Origin of the sequence: Niallia endozanthoxylica, assembly GCF_008710145.1 — a bacterium.
GTDB classification, from domain to species: Bacteria; Bacillota; Bacilli; order Bacillales; family Cytobacillaceae; genus Bacillus_BD; species Bacillus_BD endozanthoxylica.
Window position 1 is genome coordinate 17,276 of the sequence record NZ_VYKL01000065.1, and the last position, 26,794, is coordinate 44,069.

Below are 26,794 nucleotides of genomic sequence, written 5' to 3' on the forward strand. Positions count from 1 at the left end.
CAGCAGCAAATTACCCTCTTCTAGCGCCTCTTCCCCCACGCTTGGATTCTGTATGACGCTTTAGAGAAGATAACCGATCTTCACTATCCTTTAAAAAGCGTGCCATTTTTGACTCAAAATTCTCTTTAGGAGCTCGGTGATTATCATTGGATCTTCCCTGACCATGACGCGGACGTCCAGAGTGGCCTCCCCTTGAGTCACCTCTGTCACCTCTGTCATTTCTCATCGGTCTGTCCGGTCTGCTAGGTCTGTCCGTTCTTTCTGGTCTTTCCGGTCTGTCCGGTCTATCTATTGCCTTTTTGATAGAAAGACCAATCTTTCCATCCTTTTCTACATTAATGACCTTAACTTCGACTACATCGCCGACTTTAAGATGATCATTAATATCCTTGACATAGTTATCTGCGACCTCACTAATGTGAACAAGACCGGTTGAGCCTTCCGGCAGCTCCACAAATGCTCCAAAATTAGTAATTCCTGTTACCTTTCCCTGTAACTTGCTGCCTACTTCGATTGACATAAAAAGAAATTTCCTCCTTAAAAATATGCAAAATCATACTTATACTATATTATACAAAATAGAAAGAAAGAGTGCAACACAGCCTCAATTGGTTGTTTTTCCCTTCCCTGCCCCCTCTGCTTCAGGGAGTGTAAAGATTATTTCATTATCCTCGGAAAGAAAGTATTCACTTCTAGCCAATTTGGCGATGTAGTCATCATCCTGTAATTTTTTTATTTCTTCTTGCAGAAGCTCTTCTTCATGCTGGTAGGAGACAAGCTCCTTTTGCAGCTGCTTCTTTTCTTCCGCCTTTTCAGCAAGTACAGAGTTTTGTGAAATGAGTGTCGAGATCATCAAATATGATATAATAATAGCAAGTCCGAAAAAGACTGATAGCCTTCTGAATACAACCTTTTTTCGTCTTGCTGAACTGATTTGACTCTCTTCTTGCTGCAATACATAGTCTGTCTGAAGTTTGGCAATATTGCGTTCCTTAATGGCACCCACTTACGCAACCCTCCTTACTTATTGCCTTTATTGCCTTTTTTCCATTTTGCAATCACGTTCTTAATAGTATTCTTTACTGGTCTCCATTTTCCTGCCAGTCCATTATATAACTTCTCGACGTATTTTTTAAGGGGTTTGGGGAATAGTTTCCAAAAAAGTAGGAAAATCCACTTTATTGGCTTTAATAGTATGATAATTGTAAACACTGCGCATTTCCATAAGGTTTTTAATAAAACGAATAGACCCTTACCAATCATAATAACGGTTGTAATAATCGTACTGATAAGTGCCAGGATAGGTTTATATATCAGTATACGGAAAAGCTTTACAATAAAGCGGGATACTGAAATAACGAACGAAATCAGCCATTCCAAACATCTCAAGTAAATTTGTTTACACAGACTTTGGTAGGCTGCAAAGCCGCATAATAAGGCAAGAAATATATAAAATCGTAATTCTCCCTGGTTTACATGAAATAGTACATAAAAAATGAATAAACCTTGAAAGGTCCAAAATAAAATATCATTGATAAAGATAAGCCAGCTCTTTCGTTTACTCCTCTGGAGAAATCGGTTATAAGTATCAAGAGCCGCTCCAAAATAAGTCCCCATGCCGATCATTGCCAGCATAGTCATGAATTGAGTCGTTAATGTCATCGAAATAATTTGCTAAAGAAACCTTTAGCCTTATCTCCATGCTGTTCATCAATGTAAACCAGATCAAATACTTTTCCCTTTATCGATACAATACCTTTATCAACATCAAGGTTCTTCATTTGCAGGTTCTCCCCTTTAATAGCTAAAAAGCCCATAACCGTTTCTAATAAAAACTCTTCGTTATCAAAGCTTTCCACCTGTTTAACCCCTGTAATGTCCAGCAACCTTCTCCCTCTCATAATCACATCATGCTCTTGGACAGTTCCTTTGGAAGTATTACTATCATAAAATTGATTCATTCCCATCCCTCACAATCATTTTGTACAACCTTTTTGTACATGTTTATGAAAGAATGATGGATTTAGAACACCAACACGATTTATGAAAAGCGGAAGCGGATCTTTTAAGGAACATCGACTAAAGGCCGCCACGTCCTGTGGCGAACGTCGATGTCAGTACATCCTGTACAAGTCCGACAGGCATAAGATGGGACGGGGAGAAGGTTGTTCTTTAACCTTCTCATCGTCACAGCTTATGACCCCGAGAGTCTAGCCGCTGGAGCTAGTATCGATGAAAAGAGGAAGCGGCTTGCCTAGACTAGACAAGCCGCCTTAACCTTTCTATTATTAAAATTCTTCTGGAATTCTCTCATCCTTAATTGTTGTGTACATTCCAGCAGCTTCTTCTTTTCTTGTTGTTTCTTGAAGCTTTTCAATCTTAACGGTAACCACTCTTTGTCCAAAACGAACCGTTAATTCATCACCAACTTTGACGTTAGTGCTGGCTTTTGCCTGGATACCGTTTATCGTGATACGACCCTGATCGGAGACCTCCTTAGCCAACGTCCGTCTTTTTATTAACCTTGACACTTTTAAAAATTTATCTAAACGCATACTTACACTCCCTTTTATAATCCAGCTTTTTTTGCCTCATCCCAAAAATGATCAAGCTCTTTTAGCTGATAATCCGTAAATGGCTTACCACTCTCTTCCACTTTTTCCTCTATATAATGAAAACGGCGAATAAACTTTTGATTCGTCATAAATAAAGCTTCATCAGGATTAATGTCATAGAACCGAGCAATATTCACAAGCGCAAATAAAATATCGCCAAACTCTTTCACCGCTTGTTCATTACTGCCATCCTTGATTTCCTGCTCAAACTCCCCTATTTCCTCTTTCAGCTTTTCCCATGCACCGCTGACATCAGGCCAATCAAAGCCAACTTTGGCCGCCTTTTTCTGAAGCTCAAAGGCACGAAGAATGGTCGGCAGTGATGTTCCAACTTCCCCCAAGATAGAGGTTGGCTTTTCACCTTTTTCTTCCTGTTTGATTTCCTGCCAATTCTTCACGACATCCTCTGCCGTTTCGGCTATCCTATCCCCAAAGACATGCGGATGGCGGCGTACCATTTTAGCTGAGAGCCCCTCTATCACATCATCAATTGAAAAATAACCATCATCCTCACCAATTTGAGCATGAAGCAGAATCTGTAACAACACATCACCCAATTCTTCGACAAGATGATCGATATCCCCTTCTTGAATGGCTTCAATGACCTCATATGTCTCTTCAATCAAGTACTTTTTCAAAGATTCATGGGTTTGCTTCAAATCCCAAGGACAACCATTTGGTCCTCTTAGCTCAGCAATAATCGCCCTTAGCTTATTAAAGTCTTTATATAAGATGGTGTCATCCGTAACAGGCGGAATATAGACAGAGGTTAAATTGCTTAATTCCGTTTCACGGTCAAGCTCAACCAGCGGGACTTTGCGGATGCTTTCTTCCTTACTTCCTGCTGCCGTTACGATATATACATCATAATTATACGGAAGCCTTTCCATAAAAGTAAGCTTTACGTTTGATGCCATAAAGGAATCATATACTTGTCCGATTAGTATATGCTGTCTTAGTTGAATTTCCGCGAGCTTTAAGTCCGTTGCATCTAATAATTGAAAACCCTCAATCGGATCAATATGTAAAGCTGTAAAAATATCATCTAAGAAGCTTTGTCCCCCTATTACTTCAAGTTCGATGCCGACTTCCTTACCTCTTTTTAATAAAAGCTGAACGGTTCTTTCTGCTACAAGAGGGTGGCCAGGAACACCATAAATAAGTTCTTCATAATTTTTCATAGATAGCAAGGTTTCACAAATTTCTTCATAGACTGCTTCAAACTGTTCATTTTTTTCATAGATGGAGTCAAAGGAATGGTATTGGAATCCCTCTTTCTCCAACTCACTCACAACAGGATGTTCCTTTGTCCGCAAGAATACCGGCTTCCCGCTCTTAAGAAGTCTATAAACACCTAAAGGAATCTGGTCAAGATCCCCGGCGCCAAGACCGACAATATATAGTTTCTTCATAACCCTTAATCTCTCCTTTTTCTCTTAGGTAAGAACATAATCAGCTTACTGCCAAACGGCAATAAGGAAAGTTCACTCTCTTTAAATACATTTGACCTAAGAATCATCACTATATAGGTTAATCCCCCAAGGATGACAGCACTTAATGCTTGGATACTGGCAGTAAGCCTGTCTGAAAAGCCCAGCCTGTACGTAAAATCAGTAGCATATAAATAGACGCTCAGTACCGTCAGCATACATATGCCAGCAGCAAGTATTACTGTATGAAAGCGTTTATTAATAATAATTTCTCCCATAATTGTATGTAGCTTAGCCATAAATACAACTAAAATCACCGCTAAAGAGGTAACAGATGCTATAGCCGCTCCCATCGTACCCAGCTTTGGAATAAGCAAAAGGTTTAGCATATACTTCATCAGAAATCCGGCAAGTATGATTACCGCTGGGAATAGGGTATAACCTAACCCCTGTAAAATAGCCGTAACCGTCATAATAATTGAGCCAAAGAATATTAAAGCCCCAAGAACAGCTAAGACATCAGATCCATCTGTATTTTCGAAAAGCATCATATTTGTTGGCTTTATAATGCCCCACAATCCCATTGTTGCCCCAACCCCAACCAATATACTCGATTTTAAAGATAGTTGGATTTTCTCCTTCAGGACCCCGGAATTGTTCTGTAACTTTTCTTTTGTAATAAGCGGAACCAATGATAAGGACATTGACGTTGCAACAATAGTCCCAAGCTGAATAAGCGGCTGACCTCGGTCATATATCCCTTTTAACTCCTTCGCCTGCTCACTTTCTATACCTGATGCAACTAGTTGAGAAAACAAGTTTAATGAATCAGCTAATTGAAGCAATATAAGAAGCATACTGCTGATACAAACGGGGAAAGCATGAAGAAAGAAGGCTTTTAGAATTCTTCCGCTTTGATGGAAATAATGTATTTTACTGATTGGTTCCTTTTTTCGAATTCGCAGCCAAAAGAATAGTAAAATAAGCGCAGCAGTTATTCCTCCAGTGATGGAGCCAAGCACAGCTCCGCTGCCGACGGTATACAGCGAATATTGAAAACGAACAAGGAAGACCGCTGAAATCAATATCGTAACCACTCTGATTAGTTGCTCCCCAACCTGTGAAACGGCGGTTGGAAGCATATAACCAGAACCTTGAAAAAACCCCCTAAAGAGAGAAATCATCGGCATAATTAGAAAAACAAAAGCAATTAATTGCAATAATTGGGCAAGCTGAGGATCCTTCATATACTGAGCTAACCAATTAGAGCCTATAAATAGAAATAAAAAGCATAAGAAACCAAAACCATATAGGAAAAGCATCGACACTATGAATAATTGCCTTATATTGCCCTGCTTTTCCTTCATGATTTCTTCCGTATATAATTTAGAAATAACAACTGGAAATCCATATGTAGACAATACAACCGCTATTCCATAAAAGGGATAAACCTGCTGGTATATGTAGAAGCCAACATCCCCCACAATATTTTGAAAGGGAACTCGATAGAAGGCACTTAATATTTTTGTAAAAAGCGCACCCATTGTTAAAATAAGCGTTCCTCTAAATAGATATTTTCCTTGATTTTTGGGCTGCATTGCCCATCTCCTTTCAATTAAACTCGAGGCATCCACCTAAGATATCCTTTATTTATGAAGTTAAATTCGACAGTAATTATAGCATAATTTCCCTTTAGAAGCGCCTGCTCTGAAACCATAAAAAGAAGCAGCTTTGAGACTGCTTCTTTTAAAATATCCTGTCATATTATGATTCCATTTGTCTTGCTAGAAAACCTGCTGCTGTTTCAACTGCTTTTTGTTCTACCTCACCCAACGAACCTTCCTTAGAATAAATTATCACCGCACCGATTGGATCTCCATTAGCGATAATCGGCCCGATGGTATAAGCGGAAATTTCCTCGCTGTTCCCATCTACTAGTGTGGTTTCTCCAGACTGATTCATCAGTACAGAAGTTCTTTCTTCCATCGTTTTCTCAACAAGACTGCTGATATTTTTATTTAGGTAGTCCTTCTTGGAACCACCAGCTGTTGCAATATAATTATCTCTATCACATATAAGAACAGGATTTCCTAAACTATCAAATAAAGCTTCAGCATATTCTTTTGCAAAGTCACCTAATTCACTAATAGGGGAATATTTCTTCAAAATCACTTCTCCATCACGATCCACAAAGATCTCCAATGGGTCACCTTCACGAATACGTAACGTTCTGCGAATTTCCTTCGGAATAACTACACGACCTAAATCATCGATTCGACGAACAATACCAGTTGCTTTCATCCAACGTTGCCTCTCTTTCATCTGATGATTTTTTGCATGTGGCAATGATTCATATTCCTCAATATGTAACCTTCGCCATATTTGAACTTAGTATCTTTCATATGGAAAATTCTATACACACACAATGGCTTTTTCTTTTGTTGGTAATTCATTCCATACGGGAAAATATCAGATGAATGATTAAGCTAACGTTTTTATCCCATTCTTAACGGACAGTAAGACCCCCACTAATAAAAGTTTTACTTTATAAAACAGACGGTGCGTTGTCTTCTTTTATTTCATGCATTCCTTGTAGAATTTCATAGATGGCATTCAGCCACATTTCCAATGCCGCTTTCTTAACATATAACACCATTTTAAATTTATTTCCTTCCATTCCAAGGCCAATCATCCTTCCGTACTGATTGGTTAATTGGAACACCTTATGACCATCCATTGTGCCGCTCTTCTCCTCAGATAAAAGAATGGTAACTTCATCTTTGACCTGTTTGATTGATTCTACACCTACTAACAGAGCAAACACTTTAATTTCAGCAATTAAAAATAAATAAGATACCTCAAGCGGATATTCTCCAAAACGGTCAATCATTTCGTCTTGCAGCTCTTTTATATCATCAAGATCACTAATTCCGCGGAAACGTTTATACATTTCGATTTTTTGCTGACCGTCTGCAATATAGGTATCTGGTATATAGGCGTCAATATCCAAATCAATTTCTACTGTCTGACGCTTTACTTCATCCGGATTTCCTCTTCTTTCTTCAATTGCTTCCTTCAACATTTGTGAGTAGAGGTCAAAACCGACAGAATCAATAAATCCATGCTGCTGCGCACCTAAGAGATTGCCCGCTCCGCGAATAGATAAATCTCGCATCGCAATTTTAAAGCCTGAACCAAGTTCTGTAAATTCCTTAATTGCCTGCAGACGTCTTTCTGCTACCTCTGTCAGAACCTTATCCTTCCGATACGTAAAGTATGCATAGGCTACCCGATTAGAACGACCCACTCGTCCCCTTAGCTGATAAAGCTGTGAAAGTCCCATTTTGTCAGCATCATTTACAATCAGTGTATTCACATTTGGAATATCCACCCCTGTTTCAATAATTGTCGTGCTGACCAGAACATCACTTTCACCTTCTAAGAAGCTGAGCATAACCGATTCCAATTCATTCTCGCTCATTTGTCCATGAGCATAGGCTACCTTTGCATCAGGTACGAGCATCGAGATTTCCTCGGCTTTTCGTTCAATATCTTCCACTCTATTGTAAAGAAAATACACCTGTCCATCTCTTGCCAGTTCACGTTCAATCGCTTCTCTTACTAAAGCCCCATTATATTCCATTACATAGGTTTGGACAGGAAAACGATTTTCCGGCGGAGTTTCAATAACAGACAAATCCCTGACTCCAAGCATTGACATATGAAGTGTTCTTGGAATCGGTGTTGCTGTTAATGTCAAAACATCAACATTTGTCTTGAGTTTTTTAATTTTCTCTTTATGGCTGACACCAAAACGCTGCTCTTCATCAATAATTAATAAGCCTAAATCATGGTATTGTACTTCTTTAGATAACAGGCGGTGCGTACCGACAACTACATCAACCGTTCCATTTTTTAATCCTTTAATCGTTTCTGTTTGCTGCTTTCTTGTCCGGAACCGGCTTAGTAAGGCAATTTTAACAGGGTAGTCCTGGAATCTCTCAAGCATGGTTTGATAATGCTGCTGTGCCAAAATCGTTGTTGGCACGAGAATGGCTACCTGCTTGCCGTCCGCTACGGCTTTAAAGGCTGCACGAATGGCCACTTCTGTTTTTCCATATCCAACGTCCCCGCAAAGCAGGCGATCCATCGGACGTTCTTTTTCCATATCCTTTTTAATTTCCTGAATGGAACGGAGCTGATCCTCTGTCTCTTGGTAGGGGAAGTTTGTTTCAAAATCACGCTGCAAATCTCCGTCAGGGCTGAAAGCATAACCTACAGCTGCTTCCCGCTCCGCATACAGCTTAATTAAATCCTCTGCAATATCTTCGACAGATGATTGAACCTTCTTCTTAACCTTTTTCCAGTCGCTGCCGCCTAATTTGTAAATTTTCGGTTCTTTACCCTCTGAACCGACATATTTCTGTACAAGATTAATTTGATCTACAGGTACATACAACTTATCGCTGCCTTGGTAGCGGATATGCAAATAGTCTTTATGGACACCATTAATAACAAGCGTTTCGATTCCTAAGTATTTCCCTATCCCATGGTTTACATGAACGACATGGTCTCCTACTTTTAATTCAGAATAGCTTTTTATTCTTTCTGCATTTGATAGCTTTTGACGGCGCGGTGTTCGTTTTGCCCGTTTTGTAAACAGCTCTTCTTCCGTTACAACGGCTATCTTTTGCAGAGAAAGCTCAAAACCAGTCTGGAGGTCGCCTTGGACAATTTGCACCTTTCCTTTTTGAATTTGGTCACTTTGAACAGATACATCCGCTTCAATTTCATAGTCTGAGAGGATTCGTTCAAGCCTTTCTACGCGTTCTTCATCCGAACCAAGGAAAACAACCGAGTAGTGATTTTTAACCCATCGGTCCACTTCACCCTTTAACACATTCATTTGACCATGGAAATTCTGCATTTGCTTACAAGTCATATTAATAATGTTTTGTGGATTTGTGTTCGGTACATGACGTAAAAAGAGCGAAAGGTACACAATTGGCATTTTTGAACGGGTAGTTAATTCTGCTAGTTGATGAGACATTTTGATGCCGTGAATGATATTTCCTTCACTCAATAATCCTGTATACCATTCTGCTTCTTCCTTCTCAAGCGACTCATTCATTTCCTGAACTCTGCTGATTTCATCGATAAAGAAAATGGTATTCTTTTCACAGTAGTCTACTAGACTGCTAGCTTGGTCGTAGGCAAGGGAAGAATACTTAAAAAGCTGTTCAGGCTTTTGTTTATTCCTTAGCTTCTCGAGCTCATATCCAATATTCTGTACTAGCTGAGTCTTCACTTTTTCATCTTTAAGCTTTTTGACACTATCCTTTAAACCATTCTCTAATTTCTCAACTAAATTCTTATATTGTGTATCCTCAAGCGGCATTTCCGTAGCAGGTCCAATCGTAATCTCCGTGAGTTTGTCAATAGAGCGCTGATCCTCTAACGAAAATGTACGAATAGAATCTATTTCAGTATCAAATAACTCCATTCTGATTGGATTAGCTTCTGTTAATGGAAAAATATCAATAATACCGCCTCTAACACTGAACTCTCCTGGAGCAGCAATCATATCCGCACGTACATAGCCCATTTCAACAAATTGAATAAGCTTTTCATCGATATTAATTTCATCTCCAACCTTGACATGAAGCTGATATCTTTTCCATACCTCGGGAGGCGGAACCATTTTGCGCAAACCGGCAATTGGAACAATCACAATGCTGTTTTTCTTCTCACACATATGATTTAATACTTCAATTCGCTGTGCCCTTAACTCCGGACTGGCGACACTGATTTCCGCTCCAATTAATTCGTTTGCAGGATAAAGAAATACATCCTCCTCACCAATTACGGAAACTAGATCATCAAATAATTTTTGAGCCTGTAATAAATTATGCGTTACAAGCAGTATCGGCTTTTTCGCTTTTTCATAGACAGAAGCGATAAACAACGTTCTTGCTGAGCCGGACAGCCCTGCAACAAGCTGTTCATGCAGCCCCGCACTAATACCTTCTATGACGTTTCCTATATCCTCTTGTTGATTAAAAAGGCTTTTTAGTCCTAACATATTGCAGCCCCTCCCTCCAATGATGATCATGCTCGCATCTATCGCTTTAACCATACAAGATGCTTAGATCCTTTTATCAATATATTTTTATTTCCATGCTATTTTTTCATTAGCTTTGTTAGCAAGCGCTGTTGATAAGCCTGATTTTTGACTCATCCGTGAGAAATGGACATTTCTCACGCCTTTCAGCATAGCTGAAAGATTGCTGTATGGTTATGAAGTGAAAAATCAACAATATTAATAAACAAAGCCTTGTGATTAAATTAAATAGAAAAATGCTTTGGAGTGAGATCCAAAGCTTTTAATGAATTAAGAAGTCATTTTGATAATATTCGGGGTTTTTTTCAAGTGATTCCTGACAGTCTTCACAGATTGATTTGATTTGGATTTCACCTTCAGAATTATAGGTGACCATATCTTGTCTTTCCTCATCAGTTAATGTATGTAAACCGAGCTGCTCTGAATCAATAGAAAATTGAGTAAGAGTTCCTAGTTTGACTCCACAATGTCGACAATGGTAATGAATAGCCATTCCTTACCTCCTAATAACGTTCTATTACAGAACCTCTATGCTGAAAGTCATATTCTTGCCTGATAGACAATCATCAATTCAGGTTCCTGTACTTATTTTCCTAATCGTTATTATTGCCATATATTGTAGAAATCATTCGGCTAATTATACGTATTCATCACTTGTAAAAAAGGCTTCTTAATCCATTCTACACAGGCGTCCGTACTTTGAGCTACCGCCTCATTAATTAATTCCTTCTCCTCATTCGTAAAACGGCCAAGGACATAATCGGTAATAGACATACTACCTGTCGGCCTGTTAATACCTACACGGATTCGATTAAACTCCTGTGTTCCGACATGAGCGATAGTGGACTTAATTCCATTATGACCGCCGGCACTTCCCTTTTGCCGCAGGCGTATTTTACCAGCAGGCAGATCCATATCATCATAGATGACAAGCAGATCTTCCGTATCAATCTGGAAATAATCCATTATCGCACTTATTGATTCACCTGATAGATTCATGTAGGTTAAGGGTTTTAATAAGAAAACCTTTTCTCCATCTATTATCGCCTTACCATATATTCCTTTAAATTTAGCCTGGTCTAGAGATATACTCAGCTTCTCTGCCAAGGCATCAATCACTTCAAATCCAACATTGTGCCTTGTATTCTCATACTGTTTCCCCGGATTGCCTAAACCAACTATTAGCTTCATACTTCCCACCCTTATGCTTATTGCCTTAAACGCGTAGCATTAATTAATATATTATATAAGATTTATTCAAAAAGGCTACGTTAACAAACACTGTTGGTAAGTCTGATTTGTGACTCATCCGTGAGAAATGGATATTTCTCACGCCTTTCAGCTCTACTGAAAGGTTGCTGTATCATTATGAAGTGACAGGAGAAAATTCATTTTCTCCTGTCACTTCATAATGATACAGCTATAGATGAGTCAAAAATCAGCAATGTTGATAAACAAAGCCACCAAAAAAGTGATGATTATAGGAATTGAAATAACAGATGAGATAAACGCGGTGTTTTCATTAGGAGTATAAGCAGAGGATGTCGGAAGGGCTGTCAAATTGACAATATGGCCCATGAAGGATAAACCCATTCCCTTTCAACAACCTCTAAATGTTTCAATAAACAAAGATACTACCCAATAGATTTCCCCTTATCCTTCACCGCCATTTTCATCTGTTCCTTCAAGATTATCATGTGGTGCCTCGCTCTGCTTTTCACCTGTGTCAATAACTTCCTCCTGGCGTGGAGCAAGAATAGAAGCGATGACTTCATCATCTTCATGATTAAATGTAATAGAAGAATAGTTTCCTTTAATATCTGCTATAGTCACTTTTTCTTCAACCTGTAAATTTGTTACATCCACATCAATTGACTGTGGAATATTTGTCGGTGTTGCTGTGACAGAAATTTCATGTAATGCTTGCTGCATCACTCCGCCATCCTTCACTCCGGCAGCATCCCCCACTAATGTAACTCTTACATTTGCGTTCAACTCTGTTGACATATCTACAGCACGAAAATCAACATGAACCAAAATGTTTTTTAATGGATCTGATTGATAATCAGTCAAAATCACATTCTGTTTGTCTCCGTCTACATCTAAAGAAATGATTCCATTTCTCCCCACATCTCTAATGGTCTTAATGAGATCTTTTTCACTTAAATAGATAGACTTGCTTTCCGTTTTTGATCCATAGATAACTCCAGGAATATTCCCTTCCTTACGGATTTTGTTCAAGGCAGAATGGCGAAAAATCTTTCTTTCTTTTGCTTGTAAAACTGTACTCATAAAAATGTCCCCTTCCAGTGTTTTAGTATCCAGCTCCAGCCACCGAAAAATGGCGCCTTACGCTTTTTAAACATCCTTTATAAAAATTCCCTAAAACAGGAAGGTCTAAACATTAAATTAAAAAAGAGTACAGGCAGGCATTTTCACTTATTACTAAATAGTTTAAATATTCAAAACAAAACATTCAAGTAAAACCTGCTCTTTTGCTAAAATTACATATAAGGCTTGCCAATTAGCAAGCCTTATATACACAATTCTTAGTCAAATAGAATACTTACAGATTGTTCTTCGTGAACACGAATGATTGCTTCTGCCATTAAGGAAGCAACAGAAAGGTTTTTAATTTTATCAATTTTCTTTTCTTCTGGAAGAGAAATAGAGTTTGTTACAACAAGTTCTTTTATCTTTGAATTCTCAATTCTTTCAATCGCAGGACCAGATAGAACTGGATGCGTACAGCAAGCATATACTTCTGTTGCACCGCTTTCCACTAATGCACTAGCAGCAAGTGTGATAGTGCCGGCAGTATCGATAATATCATCAATAAGGATACAAATCTTGCCTTCTATATTACCAACAATATTCATAACTTCTGCCACATTTGGTCTTGGACGTCGTTTATCAATAATGGCAATTGGCGCTTTTAAACGATCTGCCAATTTTCTGGCACGAACCACACCACCATGGTCAGGAGATACAACTACAATGTCCCCACCATATTCACGATTTTTAAAATACTCAGCTAAAATAGGTACACCCATTAAGTGATCAATCGGAATATCAAAAAATCCTTGAATCTGAGGAGCGTGCAGGTCTAACGTGATGACACGTGTTGCACCAGCTGTTTCAATCAGGTTTGCTACTAATTTAGCTGTAATCGGCTCACGCGCACGTGCTTTACGGTCCTGACGTGCATAGCCATAATACGGCATCACCACATTAATCGTCTTTGCTGAAGCACGTTTTAAAGCATCAATCATAATTAATAGTTCCATTAAATGCTCATTAATTGGCGTATTCGTTGATTGAATAACAAATACATCACAACCGCGAATACTTTCTTCGATGTTAATCTGGATCTCTCCATCACTAAAACGGGAAACAGAACATTTGCCAAGTTCTACGCCGATTACCTCTGCAATTTGGCTGGCAAGCTCCCTGTTTGAGTTTAAAGAAAATACTTTTAAATTAGGATCCAAATACTGATTAGACATGGTAACCTCCAATGGTTATTTATTTACATTTAGCTTTTGCACATAGTTTTCTTTATTTACTTGACGTGAGCGGGCTACTGCAAGTGCATCACCAGGTACATTTTTTGTAATTGTCGAACCTGCTGCTACATAGGCTCCTTTCCCAACCGTCACTGGAGCGACAAGATTAGAGTTGCAGCCTATAAATACCCCATCCTCTATTTTTGTCAAAAATTTATCTTTCCCATCATAATTCACTGTTATTGATCCGCAGCCAATATTTACATCACTTCCGACTTCTGCGTCCCCAATATAACTTAAATGTGAAGCTTTGCTGGCTTTTCCAAATACAGCCTTTTTAATTTCTACAAAATTCCCTATTTTCACATCATCGTGAATAGCTGAATCAGGTCGAATATGAGCAAAAGGACCAATATTGACATGGGAGCCAATGTGGCTGTCATGTGCAACAGATTGTCTGATGATTGTAGCATCACCAATTTGGCAGTCCTTTATTTCACTATTTGGACCAATTTGACTATCAGAACCAATGACTGTTTTGCCGCTAATTATTGTTCCTGGCATAATAATTGTGTCAGGCCCAATTTCAACATCCGCCCCAATATATGTGTTCAATGGATCAATAATCGTCACTCCATTTTTCATATGCTGACGATTGATTCGCTGCTTCATAATTTGTTCTGCTTCTGAAAGGGCCACTCGGTCATTAACCCCAAGTGTTTCTGCAAAATCAGCTGTTTTAAAAGCAGTCACTATTTCGCCCTTGTTTTTTAAAATCTCGATTACATCCGGTAAATAATATTCACCTTGAACATTATCATTTGTGACTTCACTTAGTGCTTCGAATAAAGCTTGATTATCAAAACAGTACGTTCCGGTATTAATTTCTGCAATAGACCGTTCCTCATCAGTTGCGTCTTTATGCTCAACAATTTTCTCAACCAGGCCTGCTTCATTCCGTATGATGCGTCCATAGCCAGTCGGATCATCTGCTTGAGCCGTTAAAACAGTGACTTTTGCTCCTTTTTCCACATGATGATTAAAAAGAGCTTCCATTGTTTCAGCTTTAATGAGTGGAGTGTCACCACATACTACAAGAGTAGTCCCTTGTTTTCCGCTGAGTAATTCTTTAGCTTGCATGACAGCATGACCAGTTCCAAGCTGTTCTTCCTGTAGAACATACTCGCTTTGGTTACCTAATTGCGCTTTTACCATTTCAGCTCCATGACCAATTATCGTAACCGTTGTATCTATATGAAGCTTAGAGATTTGATCAACGACATGTTGAACCATCGGTTTGCCGCAAACAGGATGCAGGACCTTATATAACTTCGATTTCATTCTAGTCCCTTGACCCGCGGCTAATATGATTGCATAACGAGTAAGCATGAACAGGCCCCCAATTACCTTTTTATCCATTTTAAAATATATCTTAAATAACTCCTCTTTTCAAGGTAAGAAATTCAGATCTAGTCTTTTTATGGGGAGGTAAAGTGAAGATATACAGCTGAAAATAAAAAGCAGCCAATTTAACAGAAAATTTTTATAGAGGCATGAGAGTGCGAATGATGGATAAAACAGAGCAAAAAAAAAGAGCCTTTCTTATGAAGAAGGCTCTAGTTGATTAATTGTTTCTGATTTCTAAGAAGCACCTGCTTCTTCAAATTCTACTTCTACTTCGCCTAAGCGATGGTACTCAGCTAAAACAGCATCCTGAATCTTACCGCGTGTTCCCGAGTTGATTGGGTGGGCGATATCGCGAAATTCACCATCAGGTGTACGTTTACTTGGCATTGCTACAAATAAACCATTATTTCCATCAATGACGCGGATATCATGAACAACAAACTCGTTATCCAACGTAATAGATGCGATCGCTCTCATGCGTCCATCCGTATTAACACGGCGTAGTCTTACGTCAGTTACTTCCATTTTGTTCACCACCTTTACACAAAGTTTTATTAACTAAAGATATTAATTCAACAGAATTTTCTTAATTCCTCCTAAATTATTTATTTTTTTCAAAAAAACAGGAAAAAATTCTAATCTAGCATATAATTATAGTTTGTATAGTGATAGTTTCCACAATTTCATTAAAAAACGCCCGTCTTATTTGACGAGCGCAATTACTTCGATTTCTACTAATGCATCTTTAGGTAAACGAGCAACTTCTACACATGATCGTGCCGGCTTATGCGTATGGAAGTATTCACCATATACTTCATTAACTGACCCAAAGTCATTCATATCTTTAATAAAAACAGTTGTCTTAACAACAGACTCTAGAGAAGCACCTGCTTCCTTCAACACTGCCTGAAGGTTTTTAAATACTTGATGTGTCTGTTCTTTTACATCGCCATTTAACATTTCACCTGCTGCAGTTAATGGAATTTGTCCAGAGCTGTAAAAAACATTATTAACGATAATTCCTTGTGAATATGGCCCAATTGCTGCTGGTGCTTCTGTTGTGCTAACTACTTTCATTTGTATTCCTCCTCATTATCTACTACTTTGATTTTGAAGCTTTGTTGATTAACATCATTGATTTTTGACTCATCTAAAAGCTGAAAGGCGTGAGAAATGGACATTTCTCACGGATGAGTCAAAAATAGACACCATTCTTTAATACGATTTATTTTAGAAATAATTTCCTTCTATTGCTTTAATCTGTTTTTGTTTTAAGTCAACCTCTGACAGCTTAATTAAAGAAAGATAATTATCTACTAAACGTTCGTCTGCCTGCTCCGCTTCAACAAGTACAGCAATACCTGCTACATTCGCCCGAAACTCCTCCAGCATTGAAATCATACCATTTACCGTTCCTCCAGCTTTCATGAAATCATCGATAATTAAAACATTTGATCCTTCTGCAAGACTTCTCTTCGACAGGACCATCGTCTGAATTCTTTTGGATGAACCGGAAACATAATTAATGCTAACAGTCGGACCCTCTGTCACTAAACTATCTCTTCTGACAATCACGACCGGGACATTCAAATAGTTAGCAACAGCATAAGCAAGCGGGATTCCCTTTGTTGCGACTGTCATAACAACGTCAATATCTGTATTGACATAAGCAGAAGCAATCATTCTGCCAACCCTTTGCACAATCGCTGGATTACCTAAAATATCATTCATGAATAGATAACCGCCAGGCAAAATACGCCCAGGGTCTGTTATAAGATCGCAAAGCCCTCTGATAAAGGAAATAGATTCCTCTTTGTCCACTTGAACTTGAAATTTGACTCCACCCGCTGCACCTGCAATCGTTTGCAAAGTGCCAATCCCTCTTTCTTCGAATACCTCTTTAATAATAGCTAAATCTTCGCTAATAGAGGATTTTGCTGAGCTGTATCGTTCAGCAAAGACTGTTAGAGGGACTAATTGCCGGGGATGAGTTAATAAATAATCCGTCATATCGATTAATCGTTCGCTTCGACGAAACTTCACTCAAGACGCCTCCCTGAAATCCGAATATTATAATGTAAATATAACATCAATATACGGATTTAATCAAGGGTATGTTGTTCTCCCATCATTCGAACAGCAAATACTTGATCACAAAAGCCTCTTAATCCATTATAAACTCTTTGCATTCTCGAATCATGCTGCACGAGACCAAATACGGTCGGACCGCTTCCGCTCATTAATACAGCATCCGCACCAAAACGTTTCATTTGATCCTTTATTTGAGCCACCTCTGGATGAAGCTTCAATGTCACATCTTCAAGAACATTACCTAGATTCGAGCAAACCTTTGAAAAGTCATTTTCATTAATTGCCTGAATCATTGCCTTTGTGTTTGGATGGTCAATTTTTTCCACCTCTAAACGGCGATAGATATCCGCTGTAGAGACCCCAATAAAAGGCTTTGCAAGAACAACCCAACAGGTAGGCGGTGCTGGCAATGGTGTAATCATTTCTCCCCTGCCCTTTGCTAAAGCCGTTCCGCCATATACGCAAAAAGATACATCTGAACCTATTTCCGCCCCTAGTTCAGCTAATTCATGTATCGTAAGCCCTAAATTCCACAGCTTATTTAAGCCTCTTAAGGCAGCTGCTGCATCACTGCTTCCGCCTGCTAATCCCGCAGCCACTGGTATCGTCTTTTCAATTGTAATTAGAACTCCCTTTTGAATAGAAAAACGATCCTTTAGCAAGCGTGCTGCTTGGTATGCCAGATTTCTTTGATCGTCTGGAACGAAGCGATTATGCGAAATAATTTTGACTTCATCACGTTCTAATAATGTCAATTCCAGACGATCGGCCAAATCGATAGTTGTCATAATCATCTCAACCTCATGATAACCATCAGGACGTTTATGTAAAACATCTAATGACAAATTAATCTTTGCCGGTGCCTTTACTAAAAGCTTCAAAAACTCCACCAACCTTTATGTAGAAAGCTCCCATCAGTTTCTTAGTCCAGACAGGGTGTCATACCTGTCTATTAATTAAACTGATGGAAAGACGAATTCCGCTATAGACAAAATTCGACGTCTCCAGTTTTTGTCCTATTTTACCACAAAATAGGGAGGGTAAGACAATTCATTGAGATAATTCTTTTACAATTGGAGAAGTTTCAATATTAGGAGAATAAAAAAGGCCAGAGTATGTACCCCGGCCGGCCGTGATGAATCCATTTTAGTTAAAAAGTTTGTTACGATACATCTGTAACACCTGGCAATGAAAAGAGTTTAACGTCGATTGTTTAAAAGATTCTGTTGAGCTATTTCAATAGCACGTTTGACCATATTGCCCGCGTCCTTAGCTTTAATGCCGCCCCAGCCTTCCTTTTGAACAACATCATAAAAACCAAGCTCCTTAGCAAGCTCCTCTTTTAATCCCTCTGACATAATTCCTCTTCTTCTGCCCAATCTTAACATCTCCTTTCATCATCCCGGCATTATGTAGTATCGAACTGCAGTCCAGCAATTATAAGTACCTATTTCTTGAAGGCTATGATTTTACTTCCACATGTTATATACACCAGATATTAATATGCGTAAAAAAAATAAGATGAGCCCATGAGAAGAAACAATGCCTTCTCACCGGATCATCTTACACTTACCGAAATGTGACGTTTCCATCACTTTATAAGATTAACTTAAAGCAACCTGTCCTGATGTATCTTCATAGAATGTAATTTGTACCGTTTCTGTTAACACATCTGCATAGCTATATGAAACACGTTCAAAAGCATTTTCTTCTTGATCTAGTTCAATCACAAATACAGAAGGATAAGTTTCTGCTAAAACTCCTGAACGCTCAATTGTCTTACGTCTTCCACCGTTTGCCTTGAGTAAAAGTCTTTTTCCTAAATTTGAATCAAGAGCCTTTTTTATATCCGTTAAAGTTTTTGCCATTTCGGTCCACCTCACTATGGAAAATTATACAACAATGGAGCAAAAAAGTCAACCAAAAATATAAATTATAACAGTCTTTAAAAATAAATGTCAATAACTATCGATAGACAAATTACTTTTTTTTTCTACAATAATATCGTTCCCTATTTTCATCAAAATATGTATGGACCTGCCAGCACAATTTCAGTGCATTCATGGTATATCTTTCATGTGCATTTAATATAATATATGCCGCAGGTTCATATTCTGTTCTAATGATTAAGTTATCGCAAAAATGAATAAGCCGTTTGCAATTAGGAACGGCTTATTCGACTTGATTAACATGCCCATTAAACGGCATGCCGGTCCTAAGAATTCCCCTTGTTTCAATCCCGCCGAGCCCTTTTTCGCCCGTTAATGTATTTCTTAGTACATCCCAAACATTGATTCTTTCCATAAATGGTGTAAAACTAATTTTTGCCACTATATATACTGGGTCTAATGCATGAATGTTCACGCGGGAAGGAGAGCTTGCAAAGTTCGCACCTGCATATATTAATGATTCAAAATGTGACTGGCATGCCCCAGCGAAAATGACAAGCTGGTCTAAAGAGGGTATTTTTTTACGTGCTTCCCGAACGGTTTGGACAAAATCCTTTGAATGTCTATAGGAGTTAATATCATGTATGTCGCCCTTTGCTTTTGAATACGCATCATGTCCCGTAATGACCAAAATATCTGGACGGTAAAGATCCATTAAATGCCCAACTTTTGCTGCCATCTCTTTTTCATTACAATGAATTCCGTTTACCGGAATACCAATTTTTTCATAAAGAGTTAGGCATTTTTTTAAATATATCGGGTCCCCATCTAAGTGAAGCACCCTTCCAGGAATCTGAAAATAATTTAACGTCTTTGTATAACCACCTGTTGACTCATATTCATGCTTCTCTTTCAATAGGTCAATATCCTGACGAAACAACTCTAAGGATTGTTCCTCAAGAGAGCGGAACTGCATTGATTTTTTTGTTCGTTCAGATTGGTTCACAACAACTAAATCCTCAAAAGGAGCATCTGCAATTAATCGATAATCTTGACCATATAAAATAGCAATCTTATTATGACTATCTCCTTTTATATCAATTACTCGAAATAAGATGTCGCAATGATATGATTTTCTGCCAACAATGTCCATTTTTTTAATATTCATTGCACCACTCCATTTGCCGGCATAAGGATAACATTTAAAAGCGCCCGTTTTTCTAAAATGCCCTTCTGACATAAAATATGCAGTAGTCCAGTCTTCTGTGAATCAAATAATGAAAAGTATAAGTATCCTAGGAAGAACGCCTGCAATAAACCATAAGCGTCTTATTACAAGTAAAAAACACCCATACATGGGTGTTTAGTTGAAATATGGATATAAGGCATCACTTAAACGAGCAAACTCTTCAATCGACAAAGACTCGCCCCTTCGGCCAGGTTCGACTCCTGCCTCCTGTAAAGAGGATAAAATCATTTCTTTTTTCGCTTTACCATCCGGAAGCTGACTCATTAAATTATTTAAAATGGTTTTTCTTCGCTGCGCAAAGCTTCCTCGTGTAACCGTGAAAAAGAAATCCTCACTAATCACAGGAAATAGCGGCTCTTTCCGCCTCGTTAACCGAATAACAGCCGAATCAACATTCGGTTGCGGAATAAATACCGTCTTAGGGACAATCATAACCGTTTCAGCCACTGTATAGTACTGTATAGCAATAGACAATGATCCGTAATCTTTTGTTCCCGGTTTTGCAGAAATTCGATCAGCTACTTCCTTTTGCAGCATCACAACAATCCCGCGAATTGGCAGTCTTTCCTCCAATAATTTCATAATAATCGGTGTTGTCACATAGTACGGCAAATTTGCTACAACCATCACATCATCCATTCCGGCAAATTCCCGCTCCATGACTTCCCTGACATTTGCCTTCAATACATCCTGATGGATGATGGTTGTATTGCCATATGGAGCTAATGTATCCTCTAAAATAGGAAGCAGCCGCTGGTCGATTTCGAATGCAACAACCTTTTTACATCTTTTAGCAAGCTGCTCAGTTAAGGCACCAATTCCAGGTCCTACTTCGATTGCACCTGATTCTTCCGTCAGACCGGCATTGTCAACGATATTTCTTAAAATATTTGTATCAATTAAAAAGTTCTGCCCTAAGCTTTTTTTAAAAGAAAAGCCGTATTTCTGCAAGATTTCCTTTGTTCTAACTGGCGTCGCAATATCTCTATGCATCATGTTCCTCCTTGCGAATAACCTCAACAGCTTCTATAAATTTCTCTTTGCTTATTTCAAATACCATCAGCCGTTTGTGAAGTTGTTTTCCATTCGTATAACCGATTTTCAGCAGCCGCCCTAGCTTTTCTCTTCTTGTCTTTGCTCCGCCGCCGCCAATTAAACCTGCTGTAATTAAGTCCTCTTGAGTAATTATTTCCTTAGCCTCTTCTTGCATTAATTGGGCATCTCTTAGTGCGTTTCTAATCGTTTCAGGTGAAGCATGTTCAACCCCGACCCCTTTACCACGCTTATGTAATGCCATTTCCTTAGGTATAAAAGCATGCTTGCAGCCAGGAACTTTCTCTGAAATGGTATTTCGAATTTTTTGTCCAGGAAAGTCCGGGTCCGTTAAAACAATGACACCTCTTGTTTGCTGAGCTAGTTTTATTTTTTCAATGGTCTCTCCATTAATAGCCGACCCATTTGTTTCGATTGTATCAGCATTTACTGCCTGTTGCACTGCCGTTGTATCATCCTTGCCCTCAACGACGATGATTTCTTTAATTTTCATTGTACCTCCCGAAAAAATAAAATAAAAATGAAAAAAAAATGAAACATTTTTGTAACTTATACGTCTATATATATAGATAAAACAAAATATAATCTTAAAACTGTAATAGTGGTCTAGCTCCAGTGCCTAACGCCTAGTGGACTTCACACTTCCTCCCTACGATAAGTCAACATCGAATCACGCTATCGCGCTCTTCGTGTTTCCTTTATCTCAGTCCGGAGTGTTCCAGTCCATACGTCGCTGAGCGAGGCACTTACGCTTTTCTTACTTATTATAGCTTAAGTAGTAGAAAAAAGAAAAAACGCAGAGGAAAAGTCCCCCTGCATTTGTGATTAGTCAAGTACTTTTATTTTTACTGTTTTTCTTCCCCATTGATAAGCAGCCTGCTTTGAAGAAATGAACACATCAATTTTATTTCCTTTAATGGCTCCGCCAGTGTCAGATGCAACTGCGTAGCCATACCCTTCAACATATACTTTTGATCCAAGCGGAATCACCCTAGGATCAACAGCAATAACCTTAGCATTTGGATTGGCATGAAGGTTGAGTCCCGTAGCGGTAGTCCCTGAGCAGCCACTGCAACTAGCCGTATAGGCTGTAGCTGTAACATACATTTCTCTTCCGCTTTCTCCTCCACGGGAAGCGATTTCAGCAATCTCTTTTGCACCTACAGCAACCACTTGATCTACTTTATCTTTTAACACTGTCTCGTTCAACACAGTACGAGACACCTCTTGACCATTTTCTTTGGTTATTTCATATTCTCTTGAAATAAGTCCTTCTTGTCCAGGTGTCAGGATTTTCTCTGACCCTTTATTTAAGTTTTCATCTTTCTGAGTGACTACAGCAAAGCTTAATGGTTCTTCCACTACATCGGTGACTTTTTCTACTCTAATGACATTTACCACGCCATTTTCTGAAACAGTACTGTCTAAACCTGGTTCAATCCGGTCTAGTTCTGCTAGTGTTATTCTCTGTTGTTTTAAAAAGTCAGCGACCGTAGTCGAAGTAGACCATACTTCCTTCACTACTCCACCATCATTAAGGGTGAGAGGGAACGCTTTATTGACTACTACATTCATGCCCTTCTGCAAAACTGTACTAGTTTTAGGCTTTACTTGATCATGCTCATTGATTGTTATATTTTGCTCCTTTAGAAATTCCTTAACTGTCATAGCTGTCGTCCAAATCGTCTTCTCTTCGTTTACTGTTGATAGTTGAACCTGTTTTGCCGATTTCCAAACAACTTTTAAATTGTCAGTTACCCTTGAATCTTTCGAGGGAAACAAATAGTCTTTAGACTTTAACGATATATCTGCTTCATCAAGTACATCTTGAACGGTTGTTGCATGTGTTTTTAAGACTCTTTCATCCCCATTAAGAGATAGAGTCACTGATTTCTTGGTCGTTTCATATGTAATAAAGCCTGCAGAAAACAATAAAACTATGAAACTCGCAATAATAATAGACAATTTTTTGGTGTTAACAAGCTTGGAAAACAGGTTTTTCATGTTATGAATCCCGATGAAAAACGCCTCCTTTTCTCTTCGTGTGATTATATAAACAATCTTACCTGCTGTCAACCCCTCTACTTTCCTCAAGGTTAGTTCCTATTATGCTGAAGACCTATAAAAAAAGTAAAGTATGAATTATCGACAAGGTTATCATATAATAACAAGGAGACGTGTAGAATTATATAGAATTCAGAATATTCCGGGCGTTTATTCACTAGAATCGACAGAAAATCTTATCAATTAATGTCGAATAATTTTTTTGCGTTTTCAGTTGTTATTCGTTCAACTTCTTCAATTGAGATTTCCTTTAATTCAGCAATTTGTTCTGCTACCAACCGGACATATGCAGGTTCATTTCTTTTCCCTCTATATGGGTGCGGCGCCAAATATGGGCAGTCCGTTTCAATTAAAAGTTTATCAAGCGGAACCTCTTTTGCTACTTCTTTCGGTTTTTTTGCATTTTTAAATGTAACTGGTCCGCCAAGTGAAATAAGGAAGTTCAATTTAATACATTCCATTGCTGTTTCAGCACTTCCACTAAAGCAATGCATAATACCACCTATCTCCTCGGCCCCTTCTTCTTTCAAGACAGTGATAATATCTGCAGTAGCCTCACGATTATGAATAATAATTGGCAGTTTTACTTTTTTTGCTAATTGTATTTGTTTTCTAAAGACCTCCTTCTGTACTTCCTTTGGTGATTTGTCCCAATAGTAATCCAACCCCATCTCACCAAGTGCCACAACTTTGGGATGTGCTGATAATTCTTCTATCCACAAAAGATCCTCATCAGTCATATCGATTGCATCCACTGGATGCCAGCCGACACTAGCATAGAGAAAATCATAAGCCTCAACCAGTTCCATCGCCTTTTGAATTGTAGGACGATCAAACCCAACAACAAGCATACGCTCTACCCCAGCCTTTAGAGCTCGGTCAATTACTTCTGTCAAATCTTCTTCAAATTGCTCGGCATTTAAATGTACATGTGTATCAAAAAGCATAGCAATCCCCTTCCATGAAAATTATTATTTTTTCATTACATTTGTTTCAAATAGATATCTATATTATAGAAGAAACTTGTATAGACAATCTCTAATTTATAGAGTATTCACACGATATCTATCGTAACAGTTTATCGAAATCAAAGGAACTAATTAAAAATATCAATATTAAAAGATTTCACATGACGTTCCACGTGAAACAATTTCCAGTAATATTACCATACCTTTACAATAGAGACAGTTTATTTACTTCTGCAAATAACGAAAGCGGGGATAGCCGCCCCCGCTTTGCAACAAATTATTTTACCTTTGAGCCAAGAGGCAAGTTCTGCGGAACAGTAGCTAAGGCTAATTTTCCATCCTTACTGCCGGCTAGAATCATTCCTTGTGATAATTCGCCTCTCAGCTTAACCGGCTTTAGGTTTGTGACACAAATCACTCTTTGTCCGACAAGCTCCTCCGGCTTATAATACTGGGCAATACCCGAAACAACTTGGCGAGTTTCATAACCAAGGTTTAATTGCAGTTTTAAAAGCTTATCTGCCTTTTTAACAGGTTCAGCTTCTATTACTTCTGCAACACGCAAATCCACCTTCATAAAATCATCAATCGTGATTTCATCCACTTCTGGTACAGATTCTGTCGTTTCTTCCTTCTTTTCATCTGCTTTAGGCTCTGTTCCCTGCATTTTCATCTTAATATAATTTACTTCCTCTTCAAGATCAAGACGCGGGAAAATTGGATTACCTTTCATAACCTTAACGCCTTCACCAATTTGGCCAAATTGTTCAAGACTGTCCCAGGTAGTTAATGTCTCATTTTCTATACCAAGCTGAGCAAAGATCTGTTTTGGAGCTTGTGTCAAGAACGGCTGAAGCATGATTGCCATTCTTCTTAGTGACTCTGCTAAATGAACCATAACATCTGCCAGTTTAGACTGGTTTGCAGTATCTTTCGCCAGCTGCCAAGGCTGAGTCTCATCAATGTATTTATTGGTACGACTGACTAATTGCCAAAGGGCAGTCAGAGCGACAGAGAATTCCATATTCTCCATTGCTTCAACATACTTAGCAACGGTTGACTGGTTTGCTTCAAGCAACGACTGCTCAAATTCCCCTGTTGAACCATTGTATACCGGTATGGCCCCATCAAAATATTTATTAATCATAGCTACCGTACGATTTAGAAGATTACCTAAATCATTGGCAAGATCGAAGTTTAAACGTTCAACAAATCCCTCTGGTGTGAACACCCCATCTGCTCCAAAAGGAACTTCTCTTAATAAATAGTAACGCAATGCATCAAGTCCATAACGATCTATTAAAGTAACAGGATCAACGACGTTTCCTTTTGACTTCGACATCTTACCATCTTTCATGAGAAGCCATCCGTGAGCAAATACCTTCTTTGGTAAAGGAAGATCTAATGCCATTAACATAATTGGCCAATAGATGGTATGGAAGCGAACAATTTCCTTTCCTACCAAATGAACATCTGCAGGCCAATAGTTTCTATACTTCGCATCGTCCTCTGAACCATAACCAAGTGCTGTTATATAATTTGTCAGTGCATCAATCCATACATAGATAACATGCTTCGGATTGCTTGGGATTTTAATTCCCCAGTCAAACGTTGTCCGAGATACTGCCAGGTCCTCTAGACCAGGCTTAATAAAGTTATTAATCATCTCATTTTTTCGTGATTCCGGCTGAATAAATTCAGGATTTTCTTCATAATATGCCAACAAACGGTCTGCATATTTACTTACTTTAAAGAAATAAGACTCTTCTTTTACTTTTTGAACAGACCTGCCGCAGTCAGGGCAATTTCCATCCTCAGTTAGTTGTCTTTCTGTGAAATAGGATTCACATGGTGTACAATATGAACCTTCATATTCACCTAAGTAAATATCTCCCTGCTCCAACAGCCTTTCAAAAATGTCTGCAACAACCTTTTTATGGCGTTCTTCTGTCGTACGAATAAAATCATTATATGAGATATCTAGCTTTTGCCAAAGGTCTTTGATACCTGATACAATTTCATCCACATACTGCTGTGGGGTGATCCCCTTTTCCTGTGCCTTTTGTTGTATTTTTTGGCCATGCTCATCAGTTCCAGTTAAGTACATGACATCAAACCCACGCATACGCTTATATCTTGCCATTGCATCTCCGGCAACCGTAGTATAGGCATGCCCTATATGTAGATTTCCACTTGGATAATAGATAGGAGTTGTTAAATAAAAGGTTTTTCTCTGTTCTCCCATGCTTTTTGCCTCCTTTGTTATCAGCCTCTGTCTAATTTACCATCTTCCATTATATCTCTTAAAATGGCACCCGCAAAATATTTTCAGAATGAATATATATATTATTTTGTCTTTGTTAAATAATATTGTTGATTTTTGACTCATTTAAGCTGTATT

General features: G+C 38.5%; 26 protein-coding genes. All 26 read right to left on the reverse strand.

Annotated features, from left to right (window positions below; all coding sequences use genetic code 11):
- Positions 1–10 precede the first annotated feature (10 nt).
- Positions 11–520: a S1 domain-containing RNA-binding protein gene (locus tag F4V44_RS26190; RefSeq protein ID WP_150442919.1), complete on the reverse strand. Its 510-nt coding sequence runs from the start codon at positions 518–520 to the stop codon at positions 11–13.
- An 84-nt stretch (positions 521–604) separates the two neighbouring features.
- A complete protein-coding gene (locus tag F4V44_RS26195; protein ID WP_150442920.1) occupies positions 605–1,006 on the reverse strand; it encodes an FtsB family cell division protein in 402 nt (133 codons plus the stop codon).
- Positions 1,007–1,020: 14 nt separating this feature from the next.
- Positions 1,021–1,662, reverse strand: coding sequence for a spore cortex biosynthesis protein YabQ (gene yabQ / locus F4V44_RS26200; protein WP_150442921.1), 642 nt, complete (start codon positions 1,660–1,662; stop codon positions 1,021–1,023).
- Positions 1,659–1,961, reverse strand: a complete 303-nt coding sequence (gene yabP / locus F4V44_RS26205; RefSeq protein WP_150442922.1) for a sporulation protein YabP — start codon at positions 1,959–1,961, stop codon at positions 1,659–1,661. Before yabP ends, yabQ begins: the two co-directional genes overlap by 4 nt.
- A gap of 327 nt (positions 1,962–2,288) precedes the next feature.
- On the reverse strand, positions 2,289–2,555 hold the full coding sequence (locus tag F4V44_RS26210; RefSeq protein WP_150442923.1) for an RNA-binding S4 domain-containing protein: 267 nt from the start codon (positions 2,553–2,555) through the stop codon (positions 2,289–2,291).
- A gap of 14 nt (positions 2,556–2,569) precedes the next feature.
- The gene (locus tag F4V44_RS26215) at positions 2,570–4,027 is read right to left on the reverse strand and encodes a bifunctional methyltransferase/pyrophosphohydrolase YabN (RefSeq protein ID WP_150442924.1); all 1,458 of its coding nucleotides are present in this window, start codon (positions 4,025–4,027) and stop codon (positions 2,570–2,572) included.
- 5 nt (positions 4,028–4,032) lie between these two features.
- Complete coding sequence (locus F4V44_RS26220; RefSeq protein WP_150442925.1) at positions 4,033–5,643, reverse strand: putative polysaccharide biosynthesis protein; 1,611 nt, start codon at positions 5,641–5,643, stop codon at positions 4,033–4,035.
- A 166-nt stretch (positions 5,644–5,809) separates the two neighbouring features.
- Complete coding sequence (gene spoVT / locus F4V44_RS26225) at positions 5,810–6,346, reverse strand: stage V sporulation protein T (RefSeq protein WP_150442926.1); 537 nt, start codon at positions 6,344–6,346, stop codon at positions 5,810–5,812.
- A gap of 244 nt (positions 6,347–6,590) precedes the next feature.
- Positions 6,591–10,127 (reverse strand): transcription-repair coupling factor, encoded by a 3,537-nt coding sequence (gene mfd / locus F4V44_RS26230; protein ID WP_150442927.1) that lies wholly within the window; start codon positions 10,125–10,127, stop codon positions 6,591–6,593.
- A gap of 301 nt (positions 10,128–10,428) precedes the next feature.
- On the reverse strand, positions 10,429–10,659 hold the full coding sequence (locus F4V44_RS26235) for an anti-sigma-F factor Fin family protein (RefSeq protein ID WP_150442928.1): 231 nt from the start codon (positions 10,657–10,659) through the stop codon (positions 10,429–10,431).
- 140 nt (positions 10,660–10,799) lie between these two features.
- Positions 10,800–11,357, reverse strand: coding sequence for an aminoacyl-tRNA hydrolase (gene pth / locus F4V44_RS26240; RefSeq protein WP_150442929.1), 558 nt, complete (start codon positions 11,355–11,357; stop codon positions 10,800–10,802).
- Positions 11,358–11,819: 462 nt separating this feature from the next.
- On the reverse strand, positions 11,820–12,458 hold the full coding sequence (locus tag F4V44_RS26245; protein ID WP_150442930.1) for a 50S ribosomal protein L25/general stress protein Ctc: 639 nt from the start codon (positions 12,456–12,458) through the stop codon (positions 11,820–11,822).
- Between the two features lie 257 nt (positions 12,459–12,715).
- A complete protein-coding gene (locus F4V44_RS26250; RefSeq protein WP_150442931.1) occupies positions 12,716–13,672 on the reverse strand; it encodes a ribose-phosphate diphosphokinase in 957 nt (318 codons plus the stop codon).
- A gap of 15 nt (positions 13,673–13,687) precedes the next feature.
- Entirely contained in the window at positions 13,688–15,061 is a 1,374-nt protein-coding gene (glmU, locus tag F4V44_RS26255) for a bifunctional UDP-N-acetylglucosamine diphosphorylase/glucosamine-1-phosphate N-acetyltransferase GlmU (RefSeq protein WP_150442932.1), read from the reverse strand.
- Positions 15,062–15,313: 252 nt separating this feature from the next.
- Positions 15,314–15,604 (reverse strand): septation regulator SpoVG, encoded by a 291-nt coding sequence (gene spoVG, locus F4V44_RS26260; RefSeq protein ID WP_041967991.1) that lies wholly within the window; start codon positions 15,602–15,604, stop codon positions 15,314–15,316.
- Between the two features lie 177 nt (positions 15,605–15,781).
- Positions 15,782–16,156 carry a 2-iminobutanoate/2-iminopropanoate deaminase gene (gene ridA / locus F4V44_RS26265; protein ID WP_150442933.1) on the reverse strand — a complete coding sequence of 125 codons (375 nt, stop codon included), beginning with the start codon at positions 16,154–16,156 and terminating at the stop codon, positions 15,782–15,784.
- 153 nt (positions 16,157–16,309) lie between these two features.
- The gene (gene purR / locus F4V44_RS26270) at positions 16,310–17,122 is read right to left on the reverse strand and encodes a pur operon repressor (protein WP_150442934.1); all 813 of its coding nucleotides are present in this window, start codon (positions 17,120–17,122) and stop codon (positions 16,310–16,312) included.
- A 59-nt stretch (positions 17,123–17,181) separates the two neighbouring features.
- Positions 17,182–18,051, reverse strand: a complete 870-nt coding sequence (gene ispE / locus F4V44_RS26275; protein WP_150442935.1) for a 4-(cytidine 5'-diphospho)-2-C-methyl-D-erythritol kinase — start codon at positions 18,049–18,051, stop codon at positions 17,182–17,184.
- Positions 18,052–18,369: 318 nt separating this feature from the next.
- A complete protein-coding gene (locus F4V44_RS26280; protein ID WP_150442936.1) occupies positions 18,370–18,549 on the reverse strand; it encodes a small, acid-soluble spore protein, alpha/beta type in 180 nt (59 codons plus the stop codon).
- Positions 18,550–18,774: 225 nt separating this feature from the next.
- Positions 18,775–19,038, reverse strand: coding sequence for a biofilm formation stimulator Veg (gene veg / locus F4V44_RS26285; protein WP_150442937.1), 264 nt, complete (start codon positions 19,036–19,038; stop codon positions 18,775–18,777).
- A 304-nt stretch (positions 19,039–19,342) separates the two neighbouring features.
- Positions 19,343–20,227 carry a sporulation peptidase YabG gene (yabG, locus tag F4V44_RS26290; protein WP_150442938.1) on the reverse strand — a complete coding sequence of 295 codons (885 nt, stop codon included), beginning with the start codon at positions 20,225–20,227 and terminating at the stop codon, positions 19,343–19,345.
- 195 nt (positions 20,228–20,422) lie between these two features.
- Positions 20,423–21,301, reverse strand: a complete 879-nt coding sequence (gene rsmA, locus F4V44_RS26295; RefSeq protein WP_150442939.1) for a 16S rRNA (adenine(1518)-N(6)/adenine(1519)-N(6))-dimethyltransferase RsmA — start codon at positions 21,299–21,301, stop codon at positions 20,423–20,425.
- On the reverse strand, positions 21,294–21,854 hold the full coding sequence (gene rnmV, locus F4V44_RS26300; RefSeq protein ID WP_150442940.1) for a ribonuclease M5: 561 nt from the start codon (positions 21,852–21,854) through the stop codon (positions 21,294–21,296). The genes rsmA and rnmV overlap by 8 nt, the downstream gene beginning before the upstream one ends.
- A gap of 332 nt (positions 21,855–22,186) precedes the next feature.
- Positions 22,187–23,365, reverse strand: a complete 1,179-nt coding sequence (locus F4V44_RS26305; protein WP_150442944.1) for a G5 and 3D domain-containing protein — start codon at positions 23,363–23,365, stop codon at positions 22,187–22,189.
- Between the two features lie 239 nt (positions 23,366–23,604).
- Positions 23,605–24,372 carry a TatD family hydrolase gene (locus F4V44_RS26310; protein ID WP_150442941.1) on the reverse strand — a complete coding sequence of 256 codons (768 nt, stop codon included), beginning with the start codon at positions 24,370–24,372 and terminating at the stop codon, positions 23,605–23,607.
- 298 nt (positions 24,373–24,670) lie between these two features.
- Entirely contained in the window at positions 24,671–26,638 is a 1,968-nt protein-coding gene (metG, locus tag F4V44_RS26315) for a methionine--tRNA ligase (RefSeq protein WP_150442942.1), read from the reverse strand.
- Positions 26,639–26,794: the final 156 nt, after the last annotated feature.

Coding starts and splice junctions, on each gene's coding strand:
- yabG (WP_150442938.1), bottom strand. CDS start 20,227: ATGAATATTAAAAAAATGGACATTGTTGGCAGAAAATCATATCATTGC.
- ridA (WP_150442933.1), bottom strand. CDS start 16,156: ATGAAAGTAGTTAGCACAACAGAAGCACCAGCAGCAATTGGGCCATAT.
- F4V44_RS26310 (WP_150442941.1), bottom strand. CDS start 24,372: ATGCTTTTTGATACACATGTACATTTAAATGCCGAGCAATTTGAAGAA.
- F4V44_RS26245 (WP_150442930.1), bottom strand. CDS start 12,458: ATGAGTACAGTTTTACAAGCAAAAGAAAGAAAGATTTTTCGCCATTCT.
- yabQ (WP_150442921.1), bottom strand. CDS start 1,662: ATGACATTAACGACTCAATTCATGACTATGCTGGCAATGATCGGCATG.
- mfd (WP_150442927.1), bottom strand. CDS start 10,127: ATGTTAGGACTAAAAAGCCTTTTTAATCAACAAGAGGATATAGGAAAC.
- pth (WP_150442929.1), bottom strand. CDS start 11,357: ATGAAGCTAATAGTTGGTTTAGGCAATCCGGGGAAACAGTATGAGAAT.
- F4V44_RS26210 (WP_150442923.1), bottom strand. CDS start 2,555: ATGCGTTTAGATAAATTTTTAAAAGTGTCAAGGTTAATAAAAAGACGG.
- F4V44_RS26220 (WP_150442925.1), bottom strand. CDS start 5,643: ATGCAGCCCAAAAATCAAGGAAAATATCTATTTAGAGGAACGCTTATT.
- metG (WP_150442942.1), bottom strand. CDS start 26,638: ATGGGAGAACAGAGAAAAACCTTTTATTTAACAACTCCTATCTATTAT.
- F4V44_RS26215 (WP_150442924.1), bottom strand. CDS start 4,027: ATGAAGAAACTATATATTGTCGGTCTTGGCGCCGGGGATCTTGACCAG.
- F4V44_RS26235 (WP_150442928.1), bottom strand. CDS start 10,659: ATGGCTATTCATTACCATTGTCGACATTGTGGAGTCAAACTAGGAACT.
- glmU (WP_150442932.1), bottom strand. CDS start 15,061: ATGCTTACTCGTTATGCAATCATATTAGCCGCGGGTCAAGGGACTAGA.
- veg (WP_150442937.1), bottom strand. CDS start 19,038: ATGGCAAAAACTTTAACGGATATAAAAAAGGCTCTTGATTCAAATTTA.
- rsmA (WP_150442939.1), bottom strand. CDS start 21,301: ATGCATAGAGATATTGCGACGCCAGTTAGAACAAAGGAAATCTTGCAG.
- rnmV (WP_150442940.1), bottom strand. CDS start 21,854: ATGAAAATTAAAGAAATCATCGTCGTTGAGGGCAAGGATGATACAACG.
- spoVT (WP_150442926.1), bottom strand. CDS start 6,346: ATGAAAGCAACTGGTATTGTTCGTCGAATCGATGATTTAGGTCGTGTA.
- F4V44_RS26250 (WP_150442931.1), bottom strand. CDS start 13,672: ATGTCTAATCAGTATTTGGATCCTAATTTAAAAGTATTTTCTTTAAAC.
- yabP (WP_150442922.1), bottom strand. CDS start 1,961: ATGAATCAATTTTATGATAGTAATACTTCCAAAGGAACTGTCCAAGAG.
- F4V44_RS26190 (WP_150442919.1), bottom strand. CDS start 520: ATGTCAATCGAAGTAGGCAGCAAGTTACAGGGAAAGGTAACAGGAATT.
- spoVG (WP_041967991.1), bottom strand. CDS start 15,604: ATGGAAGTAACTGACGTAAGACTACGCCGTGTTAATACGGATGGACGC.
- F4V44_RS26305 (WP_150442944.1), bottom strand. CDS start 23,365: ATGAAAAACCTGTTTTCCAAGCTTGTTAACACCAAAAAATTGTCTATT.